14 protein-coding genes are annotated in these 18,816 nt (G+C 64.5%); all 14 read right to left on the bottom strand.

Annotated elements, in window-relative coordinates; translation table 11 throughout:
* Positions 1–15: 15 nt before the first annotated feature.
* The 14 genes from PST29_RS00735 to PST29_RS00670 all read right to left on the bottom strand — a co-directional run bounded on the left by PST29_RS00735 (position 16) and on the right by PST29_RS00670 (position 18,699).
* Complete coding sequence (locus PST29_RS00735) at positions 16–2,481, bottom strand: TonB-dependent siderophore receptor (RefSeq protein ID WP_060842104.1); 2,466 nt, start codon at positions 2,479–2,481, stop codon at positions 16–18.
* Between the two features lie 93 nt (positions 2,482–2,574).
* On the bottom strand, positions 2,575–3,528 hold the full coding sequence (locus PST29_RS00730; RefSeq protein WP_060842103.1) for a FecR domain-containing protein: 954 nt from the start codon (positions 3,526–3,528) through the stop codon (positions 2,575–2,577).
* The gene (locus PST29_RS00725; RefSeq protein ID WP_060836927.1) at positions 3,525–4,034 is read right to left on the bottom strand and encodes a sigma-70 family RNA polymerase sigma factor; all 510 of its coding nucleotides are present in this window, start codon (positions 4,032–4,034) and stop codon (positions 3,525–3,527) included. The genes PST29_RS00730 and PST29_RS00725 overlap by 4 nt, the downstream gene beginning before the upstream one ends.
* Positions 4,035–4,104: 70 nt before the next feature.
* On the bottom strand, positions 4,105–5,715 hold the full coding sequence (locus PST29_RS00720) for an efflux transporter outer membrane subunit (RefSeq protein WP_232513190.1): 1,611 nt from the start codon (positions 5,713–5,715) through the stop codon (positions 4,105–4,107).
* Positions 5,712–6,782 carry an HlyD family secretion protein gene (locus PST29_RS00715; RefSeq protein ID WP_060836925.1) on the bottom strand — a complete coding sequence of 357 codons (1,071 nt, stop codon included), beginning with the start codon at positions 6,780–6,782 and terminating at the stop codon, positions 5,712–5,714. Before PST29_RS00715 ends, PST29_RS00720 begins: the two co-directional genes overlap by 4 nt.
* A gap of 14 nt (positions 6,783–6,796) precedes the next feature.
* Entirely contained in the window at positions 6,797–8,341 is a 1,545-nt protein-coding gene (locus tag PST29_RS00710) for an MFS transporter (RefSeq protein WP_060842101.1), read from the bottom strand.
* A 267-nt stretch (positions 8,342–8,608) separates the two neighbouring features.
* The gene (locus PST29_RS00705; RefSeq protein WP_060842100.1) at positions 8,609–9,535 is read right to left on the bottom strand and encodes a LysR family transcriptional regulator; all 927 of its coding nucleotides are present in this window, start codon (positions 9,533–9,535) and stop codon (positions 8,609–8,611) included.
* Positions 9,536–9,750: 215 nt separating this feature from the next.
* On the bottom strand, positions 9,751–10,617 hold the full coding sequence (locus tag PST29_RS00700; RefSeq protein WP_060842099.1) for an ABC transporter permease: 867 nt from the start codon (positions 10,615–10,617) through the stop codon (positions 9,751–9,753).
* A gap of 33 nt (positions 10,618–10,650) precedes the next feature.
* The gene (locus PST29_RS00695) at positions 10,651–11,511 is read right to left on the bottom strand and encodes an ABC transporter ATP-binding protein (protein ID WP_060842098.1); all 861 of its coding nucleotides are present in this window, start codon (positions 11,509–11,511) and stop codon (positions 10,651–10,653) included.
* 5 nt (positions 11,512–11,516) lie between these two features.
* Entirely contained in the window at positions 11,517–12,554 is a 1,038-nt protein-coding gene (locus tag PST29_RS00690; RefSeq protein ID WP_060836920.1) for an ABC transporter substrate-binding protein, read from the bottom strand.
* Positions 12,555–12,580: 26 nt separating this feature from the next.
* On the bottom strand, positions 12,581–13,468 hold the full coding sequence (locus PST29_RS00685; protein ID WP_060842097.1) for a TauD/TfdA dioxygenase family protein: 888 nt from the start codon (positions 13,466–13,468) through the stop codon (positions 12,581–12,583).
* Positions 13,469–13,795: 327 nt separating this feature from the next.
* A complete protein-coding gene (locus PST29_RS00680; RefSeq protein WP_060836918.1) occupies positions 13,796–15,163 on the bottom strand; it encodes an HlyD family type I secretion periplasmic adaptor subunit in 1,368 nt (455 codons plus the stop codon).
* Positions 15,153–17,309, bottom strand: a complete 2,157-nt coding sequence (locus PST29_RS00675; RefSeq protein WP_060836917.1) for a type I secretion system permease/ATPase — start codon at positions 17,307–17,309, stop codon at positions 15,153–15,155. Before PST29_RS00675 ends, PST29_RS00680 begins: the two co-directional genes overlap by 11 nt.
* Before the next feature lie 37 nt (positions 17,310–17,346).
* Positions 17,347–18,699 (bottom strand): TolC family outer membrane protein, encoded by a 1,353-nt coding sequence (locus PST29_RS00670; protein ID WP_060836916.1) that lies wholly within the window; start codon positions 18,697–18,699, stop codon positions 17,347–17,349.
* Positions 18,700–18,816 lie beyond the last annotated feature (117 nt).

Genomic DNA, 18,816 nt, shown 5'->3' with positions numbered 1-18,816 from the left:
CCGACGACAACGGGCTTACCAGTCATAGGTCAAGCTCGACACCATGGTCCGGCCTTCACCGTAGTAGCAGTCCCAGATGCTGGTGCAGTTGGCGACGTAGGTCTTGTCGGTGAGGTTCTTCACGTTCAGAGCCAGCTTCACGCCCTTCCATTGCAGCGGCGATTGTTCCAGGTCGTAGGTCAGGCTGGCGTCGTACACGGTGTAGGACGGGATCTGGAAGGCGCCCTCGTAATCGGTGCCATAGCTGCCCTTGACGTAGCGGGTGCCGACACCCGCACCCAGGCCCGCCAGGGGGGTGTCGCCAAGGATCGTGTAGTTGAGCCACAGCGACGCGGTCAGCGGCGGCATGCCGGCCGGATGACGCCCTTCGCGCCCATCGTTGTCCTTGGTGTACTTGATGTCGTTGCGCGACGCCGAGGCAATCACGTCCAGCGATTCACCCAGGCTGGCCTTGGCTTCCAGCTCGATCCCCCGGGAGCGCACCGCGCCGCTCTGGACGCTGTGCGCGGGACTGGTCAGGTCGGGGGTCAGGATATTCTCCTGGTCCAGCTGGTAGGCCGACACCTGGACGAAACTCTCCTGGCCCGGTGGCTGGAACTTCAACCCCACCTCGTACTGCTTGCCCGTGGACGGCTCGAAAGCGCTGCCGCCGAGACTGGTGCCACTCAAGGGCAGGAAGGATTCCGAATAGCTGACAAAGGGCGCCAGCCCGTTGTCGAACAGGTACACCAGCCCGCCGCGCCCGGTGAAGGACTGGCTCTTGGCGTTGGTATGCCCCCCATTGAGCGGCGTCTTGTTATCGGTTTCCGCCCAGTCGTTGCGACCGCCGAGCACCAGTACCCACTGCTCGTACTTGATCTGGTCCTGCACGTACAGGCCGGTCTGGATGACGGTGTTGTCCCACTGGTAGGGGTTGCCGAAATTCAGCGACTGACCGTAAGTCGGGGTGAACATGTCGAGGATCGGCGGGTTGAAGTCGTACTTGCCGTCGAATTTTGAATTGAAGTGGTAGTAGTCCAGCCCCACCAGCAGGGTATGGCTGAACGGCCCGGTGTCGAATTCGGCCTGGGCGATGCTGTCCACGCCGTAGACCTTGTTGTGCTGCTTCCAGTCGACCCCGTAGCGGCTCATGTAGCGCTGGTCGTCGAGCCCGGTCTTGGGATTGCTGACGAACTTGTAGCCGTGCAGCGGCGCGCGGTAGCGGTCATCGACATCGGCGTAGCGGGCGTTCTGCTTCAGGGTCCAGACATCGTTCAAGCGGTGGGACAACTCGTAGCCAAGGACGAACTGGTCGCGGTCGTAGGCATTGACCCCGGGCTCGCCGAGGAACAGGTCGCGGTCGATCTTGCCATTGGGGTTGGCGAACACCGTGCCCACGCTGGGCAGGCCCTGGGCCTCGGGTACGTCGTTGTCTTTCTGGAACTGGGCGAACAGTGTCAGTTGGGTGTCGTCATCGGGCCGCCAGGTCAGGCTCGGGGCGATGAACTGGCGCTGACGCTGGACGTAATCGATGGCGTCCTGGCTGTCGCTGGCCAGCCCGGTCAGGCGATAGAGGAACTGCCCCTGCTCATCCAGCAGCCCGCCCAGGTCCAGGGCGATGCTCTTGTGGTCATAGCTGCCGGCTTCCAGCACCAGCTGATGCAAAGGGGTTTCGGTGGGCCGCTTGCTGACCATGTTGACGATCCCGCCCGGCTGGTTCTGCCCGTAGAGCACCGAGGCCGGGCCCTTGAGCACTTCGATGCGTTCCAGGGCATAGGGCTCGATCTGCAGGGCACCGCCAGTGCTGCCGCCGCCGTAGGGCAGATGCAGGCCATCGAGGTACATCGGCGTAGGGGAAAACCCCCGGGAGGTGGGCTCGTCGAAAATCTTCACCCGATCGGAAAAACCGCCGCCGGTCATGCCCGGGGTATAGAGCAGCGCCTCGGTCACGCTCTGGGCGCCACGGGCCTTGATTTCCTTGGCGCCGATCACGTTGATGGTCTGCGGAATCTCCACCAGCGCCGAGTCGGTCTTGCTCCCGGTGGCGCTGCGCTTGGCGACGATTCCCGGCACCGCGCCCCAGGCATGCTCATCAACTTGGGTGACGCCGATCCGGGTCGGTGCCAGTTGCAGGGCGCCGTCCTGGGGCAGAGGTTGCAGGCCCCAGCTCCCCCCCCTTTGCACCGCCTGCAGGCCGCTGCCGGCGAGCAGGGTCTGCAGGCCCTGCGCCACTTCGTAGCGTCCCTGCAGGCCGGCGCTGTGCTTGCCGGCGGTCAGGCTCGCATCCACCGACAGGAGAATCCCCGCGGCACCGGCAAAACGGTTCAGGACCTGGTCCAGACTGCCGGCGGCAATCTGGTAGTCCCGTGCCTGGTGGTGGCTGTCGCCGGCGGCCTGGGCAATGCCCGGGCACACCGGAGCCATGGCCAACAGCGCGACAAGGGCGTGGCGGCGGGCGGAGGTGCCCAGGGTCAAAATGGATGCTGTGGTCGGGTAAGGCATTCCTGAACTCCCCATGAGAATGCGTCTTGATCGGCTTTCATGGAGTATCCCGAACAGCTCGGCAGAACCGACAACGGCCCGGCAGATTTTTATTCACTCGCGCAGCTTGAGGGTCACCCAGTAGCGCGTCACCGCGTGCGCCCGCACCGGCAACGCATGCTCCAGGGCCGCGAGCACCGCGTCGCTGTCCGCCAGGGGAAAGACGCCGGTGAGCAACAGGCCCGCCACCTGCTCGTCGCAGCGCAGCACCCCTGGTCGATAGCGCGCCAGCTCGGAGATGAACTGCCCCAGGGGCTGGCGCTCGGCAATCAGCCGGCCCTCGCTCCAGCTGCTGGCATTGACCTCGGCCACTTGCCGGGGGGCAACCCGATCAGCGCTGAACCACAGGCGCTCGCCGGCATTGAGGTGCAGGGCCTGGGCCTGCCGCGGGCTGACGCGCAACGCGCCCTGGTAAAGATCGACCCGGGTGCCGCCGCCCAGCTCGCGCACGGCAAAGCGCGTACCCAGGGCCTGGATGTCGCCGGCAGCGGTTTCAACGATCAGCGGCCGCGACGAGTCATGCCCGCTGGTCAGCAGGATCTCGCCCTGGATCAGGCGAATCCGCCGTTCGCTGGCGGTGAACAGCACATCGACGGCGCTGGCACTGTTGAGGTCCAGGCGACTGCCGTCGCTCAGGGTCAGATGACGTACCTGCCCGGTGGCGCTGCGCTCCCCGGCAAAGGTCGCGCGCCAGGGCTGGCTGCCTTGCAGCAGATAGCCACTGCCACCGGCCACCAGCAGCAAGCCGAGCAGCTTCAACGCCGCCCGGCGCTGCAGGTCCGGAGCCTTGGCCAGCAGCACATGGGCGCCCTGCTCCGGTACGCCTTGCAAGGTCTGTTGCAGGTGCTGCAAGCGTTGCCAGGCCCGCAGGTGCTCGGGATCGGCCTGTTGCCAGGCCTCGAAGGCCGCGTGCTGCTGCGGGCTCAGTTCGCCGCCCCAATGCAACATCAGCCACTCGCTGGCCTGCTCGACGACGCTGGGGGCAATGGGGGCCTGATGGGGTTTCATTCTGCGTAAAGCACCTGATAGCAGGCCTGGATCGCGCGGGTCATGTACTTCTGCACCGAGCTGACGGACACCTCCAGGCGCTCGGCGATCTGCGCATAACCCAAGCCTTCGAACTGCGACATGACAAAGGCCTGGCGCACCTTGTCCGGCATGCGATCGAGCATGGTGTCGATCTGCATCAGGGTTTCCAGGATCAGTGCGCGGCTTTCCAGGGAAGGGGTCTGCGGCTCCGGCAGGTGGGCGATGCTGTCCAGGTAGGCGCGCTCGATGCGTGCCCGGCGCCACTGGTCGATCACCAGATTGCGCGCGATCTGCGCCAGGTAACTGCGGCTTTCCTGCTGCCCGGGAAAGCGCCCCGACAGCAACAGGCGCAGAAAGGTGTCCTGGGCCACATCCGCCGCATGCTCGCGATCGCCCAGGCGCTTGCGCAGCCAGCCCTGCAACCAGCCGTGGTGATCCTGATACAGACGATGGAGCTGGGTGTTGCCGTCAGTGGTGGCTGGCATGAATAAAACTGCACACATGATTGAGAGCAATTATCATTACACTTTTTTCTCAATCCAGGCAAAACGCCTTTCAATGCCGCTGGCTGGCGACCTGCAACGGGTACACCGACTCCCAGCCACCGCCCAACGCCTTGTACAGCCCGACCATGGCCAGGGACACCGCGGCGGAGCTTTCCACCCACTGCTCCTGGGTGGCCAGCAAGGCGCCCTGCACGGTCAGAACGTTGACGAAATCCACCACGCCCTCGACGTACTGCTGCTGCGCGGTACGCAAGGCGATCTGGTTCTGCCGCACCGCCTCGGCCAGGCTGTCGCGCCGCAACTGACTGGCGTTGTAGCGGGTCAGCTGATCGTCGATTTCATGCCAGGCCCGCAGCACGGTCTGCTGGTAAGCCAGGGCCGCTTCCTGCTGCTGGGCCTCGCGCAGCTGGAGCATGCCCCGCAGGCGACCACCGTCGAACAGCGGCAGGCTGAACTGCGGGCCGATGCCGAACTGGCGCGAGCCCCAGGTGCCGAAATCCGCCAATTGCAGGGCCTGGGAGCCGACGTTGCCGGACAGGGTAATGCGCGGATAGAAGTCGCCCTTGGCCACGCCGATGCTGGCCGTGGCCGCGTGCAGCCGGGCCTCGGCCTGACGGATATCCGGGCGCCGCTCGGCCAGTTGCGAAGGCAGGCCGATCGCCACACGAGACGGCGGTTGCGGCACGGGAGCGGCACTGGCCAGCTGCTGATGCAGGGCCTGGGGCGGCTCCCCCAGCAGCAGGCTCAGGGCATTGATCAACTGCGCCTGGCGCTGTTGCAGCGAAGGCCGTTGCGCCTCGATGGTGGCCACCTGGGCGGCGGCCTCGGCGACGTCGAGGTCGGTGGCCACGCCGTCGGCCAGACGCAATTGCGAGAGCTTCAGGCTGTGTCGGGCGACCTCCAGGTTCTGCTCGGTGACTGCCAGGATGTTCTGTACGCCCCGCAATTGGATGTAGTCCTGGGCGGTTTCCGCCAGCACCGACAGCAGCACCCCACGGCGATCGTTTTCCGCCACCTCCAGGGTCGCGTCGGCAGCCTCGGTTTCACGCCGTACCCGGCCCCACACATCCAGCTCCCAGGCCGCGGAGAAACTCGCTTCCCAGAGATTGAACGCCGACTTGCCGTTGTTCCCCGACGGGTCGTTCAGGCCTTCGGCGCTGTTGCGTTTGCGTGTGTAGCCGCCATTGGCCGAGGTGCTCGGGTAGCGCTCGGCGCTGATCACCTGACGTGCCGCCCGGCTCTGCTGCAAACGGCTGCTGGCCAGTTGCAGGTCGAGGTTGTCGCTCAGGGCCCGACGACTCAGGGCCGAGAGTTGCGGGTCGTTGAACACCTCCCACCAGCGCTCCTGCATGGGGTTGTCCACCGCCCGGCTGGCGGCGCCTGGCGCAGGCACCGACCAGGCCTGGACCTGGGTCGCCTGGGGTCGCTGGAAATCCGGGCCGACGTTGCAGGCGGCCAGTGCCAGCGCACTCAGTGTCAGCAATGCACGGCCCCCGTGGCGAAGGAGCTTGCCCCCGCTCGAGTGCGCAGCACTCGCAAAACCGCCATCGTCAGTGGCAGGGGCAAGGGCGTCGGAGGGTTCCGGGGTTGCTGCGCACCTCAGCGGGAGCAAGCTCCCTCGCCACGCAGAGCGTCTGTGCTTGCGGCGTAGGCTACTCATCGCTGAGTCACCTCGCGGGCGCTGGTGGCCGAGCTGCGGGTGTCCACGCTGGCCTCCACCGACATGCCGACCCGCAGGCGCTCGGCCATGGGCTGGTTAGGCTCCAGGACAATCTTCACCGGAATGCGCTGCACCACCTTGGTGAAGTTGCCGGTGGCGTTGTCCGGTTTCACCGCGGCGAAGGTCACACCGGTGGCCGGTGCCAGGCTCTCGATCCGGCCGCGCAGGGTCTCATCACCCAGGCTGTCGACCCGCACCTCCACCGTTTGCCCGGGATGCATGGCGGTGAGCTGGGTTTCCTGGAAGTTGGCCAGCACATAGGCCTGCTGCAAGGGCACCACGGCGAGGATCTTGCTGCCCGGGGTGACATAGGCGCCGACCCGTACCGCGCGCTCGCCGACCATGCCGTCCACCGGTGCCACGATGCGTGTGTAGGACAGCTCGTAGCTGGCCATTTCCAGGGCCGCCTGGGCCCGTTTCAGGCCACCTTCGGCGGCGTCGCGCTGGGCGGTGAGGATCTCCACCTGCTTGCGCTCGGCCGCCAGTGCCGCGGTGGCGGTGGCCAAGCGGGCACTGGCCTGGTCGATGCGGGTCTTGGCTTGCTGGGCGTTCTGCACCGTGCCGGCGCCGACCCCTGCCAGGTGGTTGTAGCGGTTCAGCTCATGCTCGGCAAAGGCGCGCTCGGCCTGGGCCGCGCTCAAGGCCGCCTGGGCCTGGGCAATCACCGAGCTCTGCCGATCCAGGGTCGCTCGGGCGTTCTGCAACTGGGCCTTGGCCACCAGGGTTTCGGCATCCGCCGCCTGGGCCGCGGCCCGCAGGTCGCGGTCATCGATCAGCGCCAGCAGTTGCCCGGCCTTGACCTGCTGGTTGTCCTCCACCAGCACCTCCTTGATGAACCCGGCCACCCGTGGTGCCACCAGGGTGTAGTCGGCGGCGATGAAGGCATCGTTGGTGCTCTGCGCGCTGGAGCGGCCAAACAGGCCCGGCGCGGCCACATAGGCCAGCGCGCCGAGGGCGGCCACCGTCACCACGGCGATGGCGATTTTGTCTTTGCTCTGGAGTGTCATAAAAACCTTCTCGTTCAAGTGGCTGCCCGCGGTGGATAGATCCGCGTCGGCATCCAGAAAATCAGCAGGATCAGCGCAGCGGCCACTCCCGCCATGCAGAAATAGAGATCGGCGGACGTCAGCACCACGGCTTGCTGGTGCAGGCGCTGGGCCAGCCCGGCCAGCCGGTCGTCCACCAGGGGCGAGTTGCCCAGGCTGTCCACCAGCATCGTCGAGTGAAAATGCAGGCGGTGGGTGGTCAGCACATCCAGCACCCCGGTAGCGATCACCGCCGCCAGGCCTTTCACGGTGTTGAACCAGGCCGAGGCAAAGGGACCTTCCAGCGGGGTGATGCTGCCGGTGGAAAGCATCAGCAACGGCAGCACCGCCATGGGCTGGCCGAAGATCTGCAGCAGTTGCAGCACATAGAAGTCGTCACGAATCCAGGCCGCGGTCAGGTGCGTGCCGCCCAGGCAGGACAGCACCAGCATGCCCAGGCCGATCCCCAGCACCCAGCGGCAATCCACCCAGCGCAAGTTGCACAGGGCCGCCACCAGGGGCAGGGCCAGCAGTTGCGGCAGGGCCATCACCAGCATCACCGGCGCCGTCTGCAACGGGCGATAGCCCTGGACCTGGGTCAGGTAGGCCGAGGGGATGATGATCACCGCGGTCAGCACCACCAGCACCCCGGCCAGGGTTAGCAAGGCGAAGGACAGGTTGCGGATGCCGAGCATCTGCAGCTTGAAGAACGGGATCGGCTGCGACCATTCGTTGATCATGAACAGCACCAGCAACACCAGCCCACCGACCAGCAGCACACTGATCAGCGGCGAGTGGAACCAGTCCAGGCGATTGCCCTGAAGAATGCCGATCACCAGCATGCAGATCGCCGGGAAGCCCAGCAGCAGGCCCCGCCAGTTGAACTGCTTGAAACGCTCCAGGCGAAGCGGATCCTGAGGCAGGCCGTAGGCCACCGCCGCCATGGCCAGCAGGCAGGGCGCTACCACCTGCCAGAAGGCCCACTGCCACCCCACGTACTCGGTCCAGAGTGCCGCCAGGGGCGTGCCCAGGCTGGGGCCGAAGGTGGCGGTCAGGGCGTAGCCGGCCAGGCCGTAGAGCTTGACGTTGGCCGGCAGGAAGCGCAGGGCCACGGTCATCAGCATCGGCGGCAGCGCGCCCCCGGCCAGGCCTTGCAGGGTGCGCAACAGCAACAGGCTCTGGTAGTTGGGGGCGAAGGGGCACAGCACCCCCAGCAGGGTGAACAGCGCAATGGCACACAGGGTGAAACGGCGCAGGGAAAAGGTCACCGAACACCAGGGCGCGAAGGCCATGGCCGCCACCGAAGTGGCGGTGTAACAGGCCACCAGCCAAGTGCCTTCGTCGAAGCCGATGAACAGTGCACCGCGAATATCCGCCAGGGCGATCTTGGTCACCATCTCGTTGAGACCGCAGACCAGCACCGCCAGCAGCACACCCACCAGGCCGATGATGATCCGCGGCCCGAACACCGGCGGCGCAATGGCTGCCGGCTTACTGGCGGCTTCAACCGAAGCAGGCGCAGCGACAGCGAGGGAACTCATGGAAATACTGCTCCAGACAAGAAAACCAGAGCAGTTTATGAACAGCCAATGCTGACGAAAACTGACTTATCGACAGTTTATAAGTGCGTCAAACGCAACAATTAACCCTATTGACCGTAGGAGCTGGCTTGCCAGCAAAAGAGGCCATCAAGACCGCTTTCGCCGGCAAGCCGGCTCCCACAGGGGCGACGCAGATTGCAGATGCACCGTAGGAGCTGGCTTGCCAGCGAAGGGGCCCTCAAGATCGCTTCGCCGGCAAGCCGGCGCCTACAAGGTGGCAGGCTGGGCTTCTTGCCAGGTGGCCTGGCAGGAACTGCGCAGGGTTTCACGGAACCATTTGTGCGCCGGGTCCTTGTCGTAGCGCGGGTGCCAGGCCTGGGTCAGGACCAGGGTCGGCAGAGAAATCGGCAGCACGAACGAGCGCAGGCGCAAGCCCAGGCGCGAGACACTGAGCAGGGTTTCCTGGGGCACCGGCAGGATCAGGTCCGAATCCGGCAGCATGAACATGGCCGCATGAAAGCTCGGGGCAATCAGCGACACCCGTCGCTCCAGGCCCTGCTCCGCCAGGGCCGCGTCGATCGGTCCGCGGGCAATGCCGCGGCGCGACATGCTGATATGGGGGAACGCGGCAAAGCGCTCGGCGGTGATCTCTTCGTCGAGCAACGGATGATCTTCCCGCACCAGGCCGACAAAGGCGGTGGTGAACAGGTTCTGCACCTTCACTTCCGGGGTCAGCGGCCGGGTGTTGCTGATTCGCAGATCGATCCGCCCTTCCCGCAGGGCCTCATCGTCGCCGTCGCCTTCGGGCACGAAGCGCAGCTCGCACAACGGTGCCTGACGCTCCAGCGTGTCGATCAGGCGCCCGCCGTAGACGCCGATGAAAAAGTCGTTGGCGCGCACGTTGAAGCGCCGGCGCAACGTCAACAGGTCGACCTGATCCGCCGAGCGAAACAGCAGCGCCGCCCGCTCCACCAGATCACGAACCTGGCTGCGCAGCTCCAGCGCCTTGGGGGTGGGCACCAGGCCACGCCCGGCGCGCACCAGCACCGGATCGCCGAGGGCGTCGCGGATTCGTGTCAGGGTCCGGCTCATGGCCGCCGGGCTGAGGTTCATGCGCCGCGCGGCGCCGACCACGCTGCCCTCGTCGAGCAGGGCATCGAGGGCCACCAGAAGGTTCATGTCCGGAAGTTGCATGCTGAGCACTCATGACCGATCAAGATTGATCTGCACGCAATGCTAGCAGGCTCGCCGTCCAGAAAAATGCGGGAGATCAATCCTGCCCCGTAAACCCACTACCCGCGTAGGAGCCGGCTTGCCGGCGAATGGCTTCAAACCTTGCATCGCCCTTGAGGACGCCTTCGCTGGCAAGCCCGCTCCTACAGTCGAGGGGGTCTGGCGCACGAGGCCGCTCAGCGTTGCATGCCCCAGCGTTTCACCGTGATCCGCTCCAGGGTGTCGAAGATCAGGTTTTCCACCAGCAGGCCGATGAGGATCACCACCGCCAGCCCGGCAAAGACCTTGTCGGTGTACAGCTCGTTGCGGTTCTGGAAGATGTACCAGCCCAGGCCGCCCTTGCCGCTGGTGGCGCCGAACACCAGTTCGGCGGCGATCAGGGTGCGCCAGGCGAAGGCCCAGCCGATCTTCAGCCCGGCCAGGATCGACGGCAGCCCCGCCGGGATCAGGATGAACAGCACCAGGCGCAGGCCCTTGAGGCCGTAATTGCGCCCGGCCATGCGCAGGGTTTCCGAGACGCCGAGAAACCCGGCGTAGGTGTTCAAGGCCAGGGCCCAGAGCACCGAATGCACCAGCACGAAGATCAGGCTGTTCTGCCCCAGGCCGAACCACAGCAGCGCCAGGGGCAGCAGGGCAATGGCCGGCAACGGGTTGAACATCGAGGTCAGGGTGCTCAGCAGGTCGCGGCCGAACTGAGTCGACACCGCCAGGGTGGTCAGGGCAAAGGCCAGGACAATGCCGATCAGGTAGCCCTTGAGCAGCACCACCAGGGAGATGCCCACCTTGCCCAGCAATTCGCCGCTGAGCAGGCCCTGGTACAGGGCGCTGGCGGTTTGCACAAAGCTGGGCAGCAGCAGGTCGTTGTTCTGGTAGCGGGCCACGGCCTCCCACAGCAGCGCCAAAAGGATCAGGATCAGGCCCTTGCGCAGCCAGCCCTGTTGCCAGAGACGCTGGCCCAGGGGCAGCTCTCGCTCCAGCGGGACTTGCAGCAAGGGTTGCAGGACAACTTCGTATTCTTCGCGCACGGGGGATGACTGGCTCATCGGGCGTTCCTCGTTCAACGGTGGCCTGACGGCTCAATAGGCGATGCGGATATCGGCGAAATCCAGTTCGGTTTCGGTGTCAGGCCGCTGGCCTTCATCGAACAGCAAGCGATGTATACGCTGTGCCGTCTGCTGGAAAGCCACGCCGCCAAGGCTTTGCAGGTCGAACTGGTGGCTGTGGACCTCCGCCCTCACCCGCCCCGGATGGGGCGACAGCAAAAGTATGCGATTGCCCACCACCAGCGCCTCCTCGATGGAGTGGGTGACGAACAGCAAGGTGAAGCGCACCTCCTCCCAGAGCAGCAGCAACTCCTCCTGCATCTTGCGCCGGGTCAGGGCGTCGAGGGCAGCGAAGGGCTCGTCCATCAGCAAGATCTTCGGTTGCATGGCCAGGGCCCGGGCGATTGCCACCCGGGCCTTCATGCCACCGGACAGCGTGTGCGGGTAGGCATCGGCAAAAGCTGCCAGCCCGACTTTTTCCAGGTAATGCAGAGCGCGCTCCTCGGCTTCGCGACGACCGAGGGTGTTGGACGCCAGCAAGGGAAACATCACGTTCTGCTTCACGGTTTTCCAGGGTGGCAGTTGATCGAATTCCTGAAACACCACGATGCGGTCCGGCCCGGGCTGGCTGACGCGCTGGCCTTGCAGGCGAATCTCCCCCTCGCAGGGCTGGATGAATCCGGCCACCGCCTTGAGCAGGGTCGACTTGCCGCAACCCGAAGGCCCCAGCAGGACAAAACGATCGGCCGGATCAATTTCGAAACTCACCTGGTGGGTGGCCCGCACCACGCGCTGCGGGGTGCGGTATTCCAGGCTGACTTGATCCACCGCCAACAGGGCTTCGGCGATGGCCGTGGGATTGCTGGCCGTGTGGCCTGGCAAGGGGGCGTTCATGGCTGTCAGCTCCCTTGCAGCGGTGTGGCGTCCTGGAAGAAGTAGTCCTTCCACGATTCCGGCTTGTTCTTGATGGCGCCCACCCGGTACAGGAACTCCGCCAGCGGGTAGGTGTTTTTCGGCGTCACGCTGAATTCGAACTGCGGGTTGTCGATGATCTTCAGCAGCGCGGCGCGATCGATCTTGGCCTTGGTCACTCGGATGTAAGTGTCGGCGGCCGCGCCCTTGTCGTTCTGGGCGAACTCGGCCGCCTCGGCCAGGGCCTCGACGAAGGCCTTGTAGGTTTTCGGGTTGTCGTTGCGGAATTTCTCGGTGGCGAACAGCACCGTCGGCGAGTTCGGGCCCAGCAGGTCGTAGGTGTTGAGCACCACATGCACGTTGGGGTTCTCCAGGGCCTGATCCTGGAACGGCGGGTTGGAGAAGTGCCCGGTCAGCTCGGTGCCGCCGGCAATCAGCGCGGCAGTGGCATCCGGGTGAGGCACGGCGATGGTGTACTTATCCAGGCGATTGAATTCCTGGTCGCCCCATTGCTTGGCGGCGGCGTACTGCAGGAAGCGCGACTGCACCGAGACACCCACCGCCGGCACCGCGATGCGGTCCTTCTCGGTGAAGTCGGCGATGGTCTTGACCTTGGGATTGTTGCTCACCAGGTAGTAGGGAAAGTTACCGAGGGAGGCCACGGCCTTGACGTTCTGCCGACCGTGGGTGCGATCCCAGATGGTCAACAGCGGGCCGACGCCGGCTCCGGCAATGTCGATGGAGCCCGACAGCAAGGCGTCATTGACCGCTGCGCCGCCGGACAGCTGGGTCCAGTCGACCTTGATGTCGATGCCCTCTTGCTTGCCGTGCTTTTCAATCAGGTGCTGATCGCGTACTACGTTGAGCAGCAAATAGACGATGCCGAACTGTTCGGCGATGCGGATCTCGCCCTCGGCATGGGCCGCCGTAGGGGCGACCAGGCTGCCGGCCAGCAGGCTGAAACCCAGGCCGATGGCCGTGGCCAGTTGACCGAGGCGGGGAATGAAGGGAATGGATAAGGACATGGTGTTTCTCCTGCCGAGCCGGCCGATCAGTAAGGGGCGTCGCCCTGGATGGTGGTGCGATACAGCTTGCGGCGCAGGTGACTCGGGCAACCGGCGGCCAGGTGGATCAGCGAGCGGTTGTCCCAGAACACCAGGTCATGGGGCTGCCATTGGTGGCGGTAGACGTTGTCCGGCAGCACGCTATGGGCGTACAGCTCGGCCAGCACCTGGGCGCTCTCGTCCTCCGGCAGGCCGATGATGCGGGTGGTGAAGCCTTCGCTGACGAACAGTGCCTTGCGGCCGTTTTCCGGGTGGGTGCGGACAATCGGGTGCACCACTTCGGCGACCTGGGCCAGTTGCTCCGGGGTCAGGGTCGGGCGCCAGTTGCCCTCGAACTTGGTTTCGCTGTAGCGCGCCGTGTAGGAATGCGCGGCACTGCGACCCTCCACCGCCTTGCGCAGTGCCTCGGGCAGCTTGTCCCAGGCCTGGTGCATGTCGGCGAACAGGGTGTCGCCGCCTTCGGCCGGCAGTTCCTGGGCGTGCAGCATCGAGCCCAGGCTCGGCAGTTCCTTGTAGGACAGGTCCGAGTGCCAGAACTTGCCGGCATCCCCCAGGCCGATGGACTGGCCGTTCTCGATGATGTTGGAAACGATGAGGATTTCCGGGTGCCCGGCCAGCAGGAACTGCTTGAGCACATGGATCTGCAACACGCCGAAACGGCGGCTGAAGGCGATCTGTTGTTCGGGGCTGATGCGCTGGTCGCGGAACACCACCACGTGATGATCCAGGTGGGCGCGGTGGATGCGGGCGAAGTCCTGGTCGTTGAGCGGCCGGGACAGGTCCAGGCCAATGATCTCGGCGCCGACGGCGCCGTTGAAAGGACGGATTTCGAAGGCTTGTGCGGCAACGGCGGCGGCACTGGCTGATGCAGACATGACTTAAAACTCCCGCGCAGGCGCGCCCAAGGCGCGCGCGTCGATCAGAAACTCACGGAGATCCCGTGTGGGTTCATTTCGTGCGGCGCGCCGATTGGTCGGCAGGTACGCAGGGAGTTGACTTTATAGATATAAGAAAACGAATTTAAATACCGTTAGTGAATAACGATATGTTGATTCGACTGGCGCGATGCCTGGGGACGCGGCGCCGTCGACGGCTCGATGAGACGAACTGCAGGAGCCGGTTTGCCGGCGAAGGCGCTCTCACGGGCCCCTTCTCTGGCAAGCCAGCTCCTACAAGGCTGGCAAGGTCGCCTTTTACGCGGATCAGCGCTCGTGCAGGGCTTCGGCGCGGGCGCGGATGATCGGCTTGAGCAGGTAGCTGAGGATGCTTTTCTTGCCGGTGATGATGTCCACCGAGGCCACCATCCCGGGGATGATCAGCAGCGGTTTCTCGTCGGTGCCCAGGTGGCTGCGGTCGGTGCGCAGCTTGATCATGTAGTAGGTGGTCTTCTTGTCTTCGTCGGTGATGGTGTCGGCACCGATCTGCTCCAGACGGGCCTTGAGGCCACCATAGATGGTGTAGTCATAGGCGCTGAACTTGACGATCGCTTCCTGCCCCGGGTGCAGGAACGCGATGTCCTGGGGACGGATCTTGGCTTCCACCAGCAGGGTGTCGTTCAGCGGCACGATTTCCACCATGTCGCTGCCCGGCTGGATCACCCCGCCAATGGTGTTGACCATCAGCTGCTTGACGATACCGCGCACCGGCGAGGTCACCAGGGTCCGGCTGACCCGGTCTTCCAGGGCCTTGCCGGTGGCGCTGGCCTTGTTCAGTTCGGTGCGCGCCTCGTTGAGCTGGGTCAGGGCCTCGCTGCGGAACTTGCCGCGGGTTTCATCGATCTTGCGCTGCACTTCCTTGATCGCCGACTCGGCGCGGGGAATGGCCAGGGTGGTGGCGTCCAGCTGGCCACGGGTTTCCACTTCGGCGCGCTTGAGCCGCAGCACTTCCACCGGCGACACCGCGCCCTGGGCCACCAGGGGCTCGGACATGGCGATTTCCTGGCGCTGCAGGCCCAGTTGCTGGCGGTATTGGGCCTGCTTGGAGGTGAACTCACGCAATTCCTGCTGCTTCTGGATCAACTGCTCCTGAAGGCCGCCGATCTCGTCGTGCAATTGCTGGCGACGGCTCTGGTACAGGGACTTTTCGCTGGCCGCCTGGCCGGGCGCGTCCTTGACCGCGTCCGCGGGGAAGTTCAATTCGCGCTCATCCACCTCGGCGCTCAGGCGCTCGACCCGCAGCAGCATGGACAGGCGCACGGTCTCGGTTTCACCGACGTTGGACTGGAAGCGCGTGTCGTCCAGGCGAATCAGCGGCGCACCGGCCTCCACCACCTGACCTTCCTTGACGTACAGCTCGGAGACGATCCCGCCCTCCAGGTTCTGGATCTTCTGCACCTTGGACGACGGAATGGCCTTGCCCTCGCCCTTGGTCACTTCGTCGATCACCGCGAAGTTGGCCCACAGCACCAGGAACAGGAAGAAGGCGATGATGCCCCAGATGGTCAGGCGAATGACCCGAGGCGCGTCCTCGATCAGGGCCTTGTTGACTTCGGGCAGCGGCTGCCCCTTGAGGGAATCGCCGCCTTTGAAATAGCGGCGGATCGCGTCCTTGAATCCCGACTTAAGCAACACTGATCTGCCCCTTCTTCAACGCTTCCATCACCACCGCTTTCGGGCCATCGGCCAGGATCTGTCCACGGTCCACCACCAACAGCCGGTCCACCAGCGACAGCAGCGACGCCCGGTGAGTGACCAGGACCACGGTCTTGTTCTGCACCACCGATTCCAGGCGCTGCTTCAGGCGCTCTTCACCGGTGTTGTCCATGGCGCTGGTGGGCTCGTCGAGCAGCAGGATCTGTGGATTGAGCAACAGGGCACGGGCCAGGGCGACGTTCTGGCGCTGGCCGCCGGAGAGGTTCTGCCCGCGCTCGCCGACCTGCAGTTCATAGCCTTGCGGATGCAGCCGGGCGAATTCATGCACCCCTGCCAGTTCGGAGGCTTGCAGCACCAGTTCGTCTTCGACGTAACGGGCACCGGAGGTCAGGTTGTCACGCAAGGTGCCGGCCAGCAGTTGGATGTCCTGGGGCACGTAGCCAATGTTGTGGCGCAATTCGCTGACGTCGATCTGGCGGATGTCCACGCCATCGACCAGCAAGGCCCCGGAGTCCGGCTGGTAGAGCCCCACCAGCAGCTTGGCCAGGGAACTCTTGCCTGAGCCGCTGCGGCCGATGATGCCGACCTTCTCGCCCGGCTTGATCACCAGGTTGATGTTCTTCAGCGCCGGGTTCTGCTGCCCCGGGTAGGTGAAATTCAGCAGCCGGCATTCGATGGCGCCCTGCAGCACGCTGCGGCTCAGGGGGCGCTCGTCGAAATTGCGCTCCTGGGGCAGCTCCATCATCTGGTCCACCGAGGTCATGGTGACGCGCGCCTGCTGGTAACGGGTCAGCAAGCCGGACAGCGAGGCCAGCGGGCTCAGGGCCCGGCCGCTGAGCATGTAGCAGGCGATCAGGCCGCCCATGCTGAGGTTGCCGTCGATGATCTGGTACACACCGAAGATGATCATGGTCACCCCGGCCAGTTGCTGGATCAGCAGGGTGATGTTCATCGCCAGGCTGGAGAGCATCTTCACCCGCAGCTCCAGGCGGCTGAGGGTGCCGATGGTCTGCTCCCACTGGTACTGACGCTCGCTTTCGGCGTTGTTGACCTTCACCGCGTCCAGCCCGGCGAGGGTTTCGATCAGGCTCGACTGGCGCTCGGCGCCCAGGGCCATGGTTTTTTCCATGGTCGCCACCAGGGGCTTCTGCAAGGCGTAGCCGATGCCCAGGGCGATCGGGAAGGCCAACACCGGGATCCACACCAGGTGGCCACCGAGGATGGCGATCACCAGGAAGATCAGCAGGGTGAAGGGCAGGTCAATGAGGCTGGTGAGGGTCAGGGACGCGAGGAAGTCCCGCAGGCTCTGAAACTCATGGATGTTCTGGGCGAAGCTGCCGACCCGAGCCGGGCGGTACTTCATGGCCATGCCGACGATGCGCTCGAACAAGGTGGCGGAAATGATCAGGTCGGTCTTCTTCCCCGCCAGATCCAGGCACAGGCTGCGCAGGCTCTTGAGGATCAGGTCGAAGATATAGGCACCCATGATGCCGATGGACAGCACCCACAGGGTCGACGTGGCCTGGTTGGGCACCACCCGGTCATAGACGTTCATCACGAACAGCGGCGCGGCCATGGCGATGATGTTGATCAACAGGCTGGCGGCGATGGCGTCGGCATACAGCCAGCGCGAGCGCTTGAGGGTATCGCGGAACCAGGAGCGGGCCCGGGGAATCAGCGAACCATGATTGACGTCGAACTTGTGCTGAGGCTGGGCGAAGAACACCTGACCGCTGTAGTCGTCGGCCACCAGCTGGCGATCGACGCAGACTTCGCCGCCATCGCTTTCGCTGAGCAGCAGGCGCGCCTGGTCTTCACCTTGCCAGCCCAGGAGCACGGCGCTGCGACCGTTCTTGAGCAACAACAGGGCGGGCATGGCGATGGTCGGAATCTGCTCGAGCTTGCGGCGCAGCACGCGCCCCTGCAACCCGGCCCGAGCTGCCGCGCGGGGCAGCAACTCGGCGCTCAGGCGCTGTGACGGCAATGGCAGACCGGTGGTCAGCATGGCCGCACTGGCGGGCTTCTGATGCAGGAAGCAGAGGGTCAGCAATCCATCCAGCAAGGGGTCGTCATGCATACCGCGTGGATCATGACTAAATTGCGCTCGACTGGCTTCTGATTCCACGCTGGACACTCTTGGCTGGCTGTTGGATGAAAATAGCTCAATTCATCCCAGGCAGCTGGACCTTGGGCTTCGCATCGTTCTGCACGACGGAAGCCATAGGTGCGACCACTCCCTGGCTCTTGAGCAACTCGCCCATGGTCGCCTTGATTCGATACTGAGTAAATAACTGAATGTTCTTGATCTCGGCCAAACGCCGGGACGCGGTGAACAGTTCGTTTTCACTGTCGAGCAAGTCCAGCAGGGTACGTTCGCCCAGGCTGAACTGTTTCTGGTAGGCGGTGCGCACTGCCGTGCTGCGATCAACGTATTGCTGGGCAATCGGCACCTGGGCGTTGGCGTTGTTCAAGGCGTTCCAGGCCAGGCCCAGTTCCTCGTTCAAGACCCGCAAGGCGTTGTTGCGGATATCCAGGGCCTGGTTCGACTGGTAGGCCTTGGACTCAAGGTCGGCCTTGTTGCTGCCACCGGCGAACAGGTTGAAGCGCATGCGCAACATGGCCTGCCATTCATTGTTGTGGCCGTTCTGACCGTCCAGATCGTTGTCGGCTGTGCGTCCCAGCTCGGCATCGAAGCGTGGGTAGAACGCCGACTTGGCGGCGTCGTACTGCTTCTCGGCAGCCACGATGTCGGATTCCGCGGAGCGCAGGATCGGGCTGTTTTCCAGCATCTGGCGCCGGGCTTCATCGAGGTTGGCCGGCATCATTGCCATGAAGCTGGCAGGACGCTCCAGCTGATCCGGCATCTGCCCTACCGCACTTAGATAGTTGGTCTGGGCGTCGGCCAGGTTGGTCTGCTCGGTGATCAGGTTGTTGCGGGCCTGGGCCATACGCGCTTCGGCCTGATCGAGGTCGGCGCCGCTGCCCACGCCACGCTGGGTGCGCAGCTTGATCTGGTCGTAGATGCGTTCGTGGTTGCGCAGGTTGTCTTCCGCCAACTGCACGAATTGACGGCGGGTCAGCACGTCCAGGTACACCTGGGCCACGGTCAGCGCGGTGCGCTCGGAGGTGCCGAGCAGGGAATAGGCCCGGGAATTGACGGTGGCTTGTTGACGCCCGACTTCGCTGGACGTGGCAAAACCGTCAAAAACCATCTGTTGGAGACGTAAACTTGACTCTCCGCGATTCAAGGTTTCCCAGTGATTGCTGCCAGTACCCGCGCGAGTACTGGGGTTATCGGTGCCCTCGCGACCGTAGCCGGCGAGCATGTCGACCCGTGGCAGATAGCCACCTTTGGCGGCTTTGAGCTGATAGTCAGCGGCTAGACGGCTGTTGACCCCGGCTTGAATTTCCGGGTGCACATCCAGTGCTTTCTGCATGGCTTCGGGGAGTGTTTGTGCCTGCACGAAACTCGCGGCTAAGGCGAACGGCAGGGCCTTTAACAGGTGAAAACGCATGATAGAAATTTCCCTCGGACAGCATGTCCAGAAACACGTCAAAACGTGGCGCCACATCGAATGATTACAACCATCAATGACCGTCCGTCGGAAAGTTCAAACTAAGAACTGGTTCAC

It is taken from the genome of Pseudomonas sp. St29 (assembly GCF_001547915.1).
GTDB lineage: Bacteria > Pseudomonadota > Gammaproteobacteria > Pseudomonadales > Pseudomonadaceae > Aquipseudomonas.
This window is presented reverse-complemented; position numbering and strand designations above follow the sequence as displayed.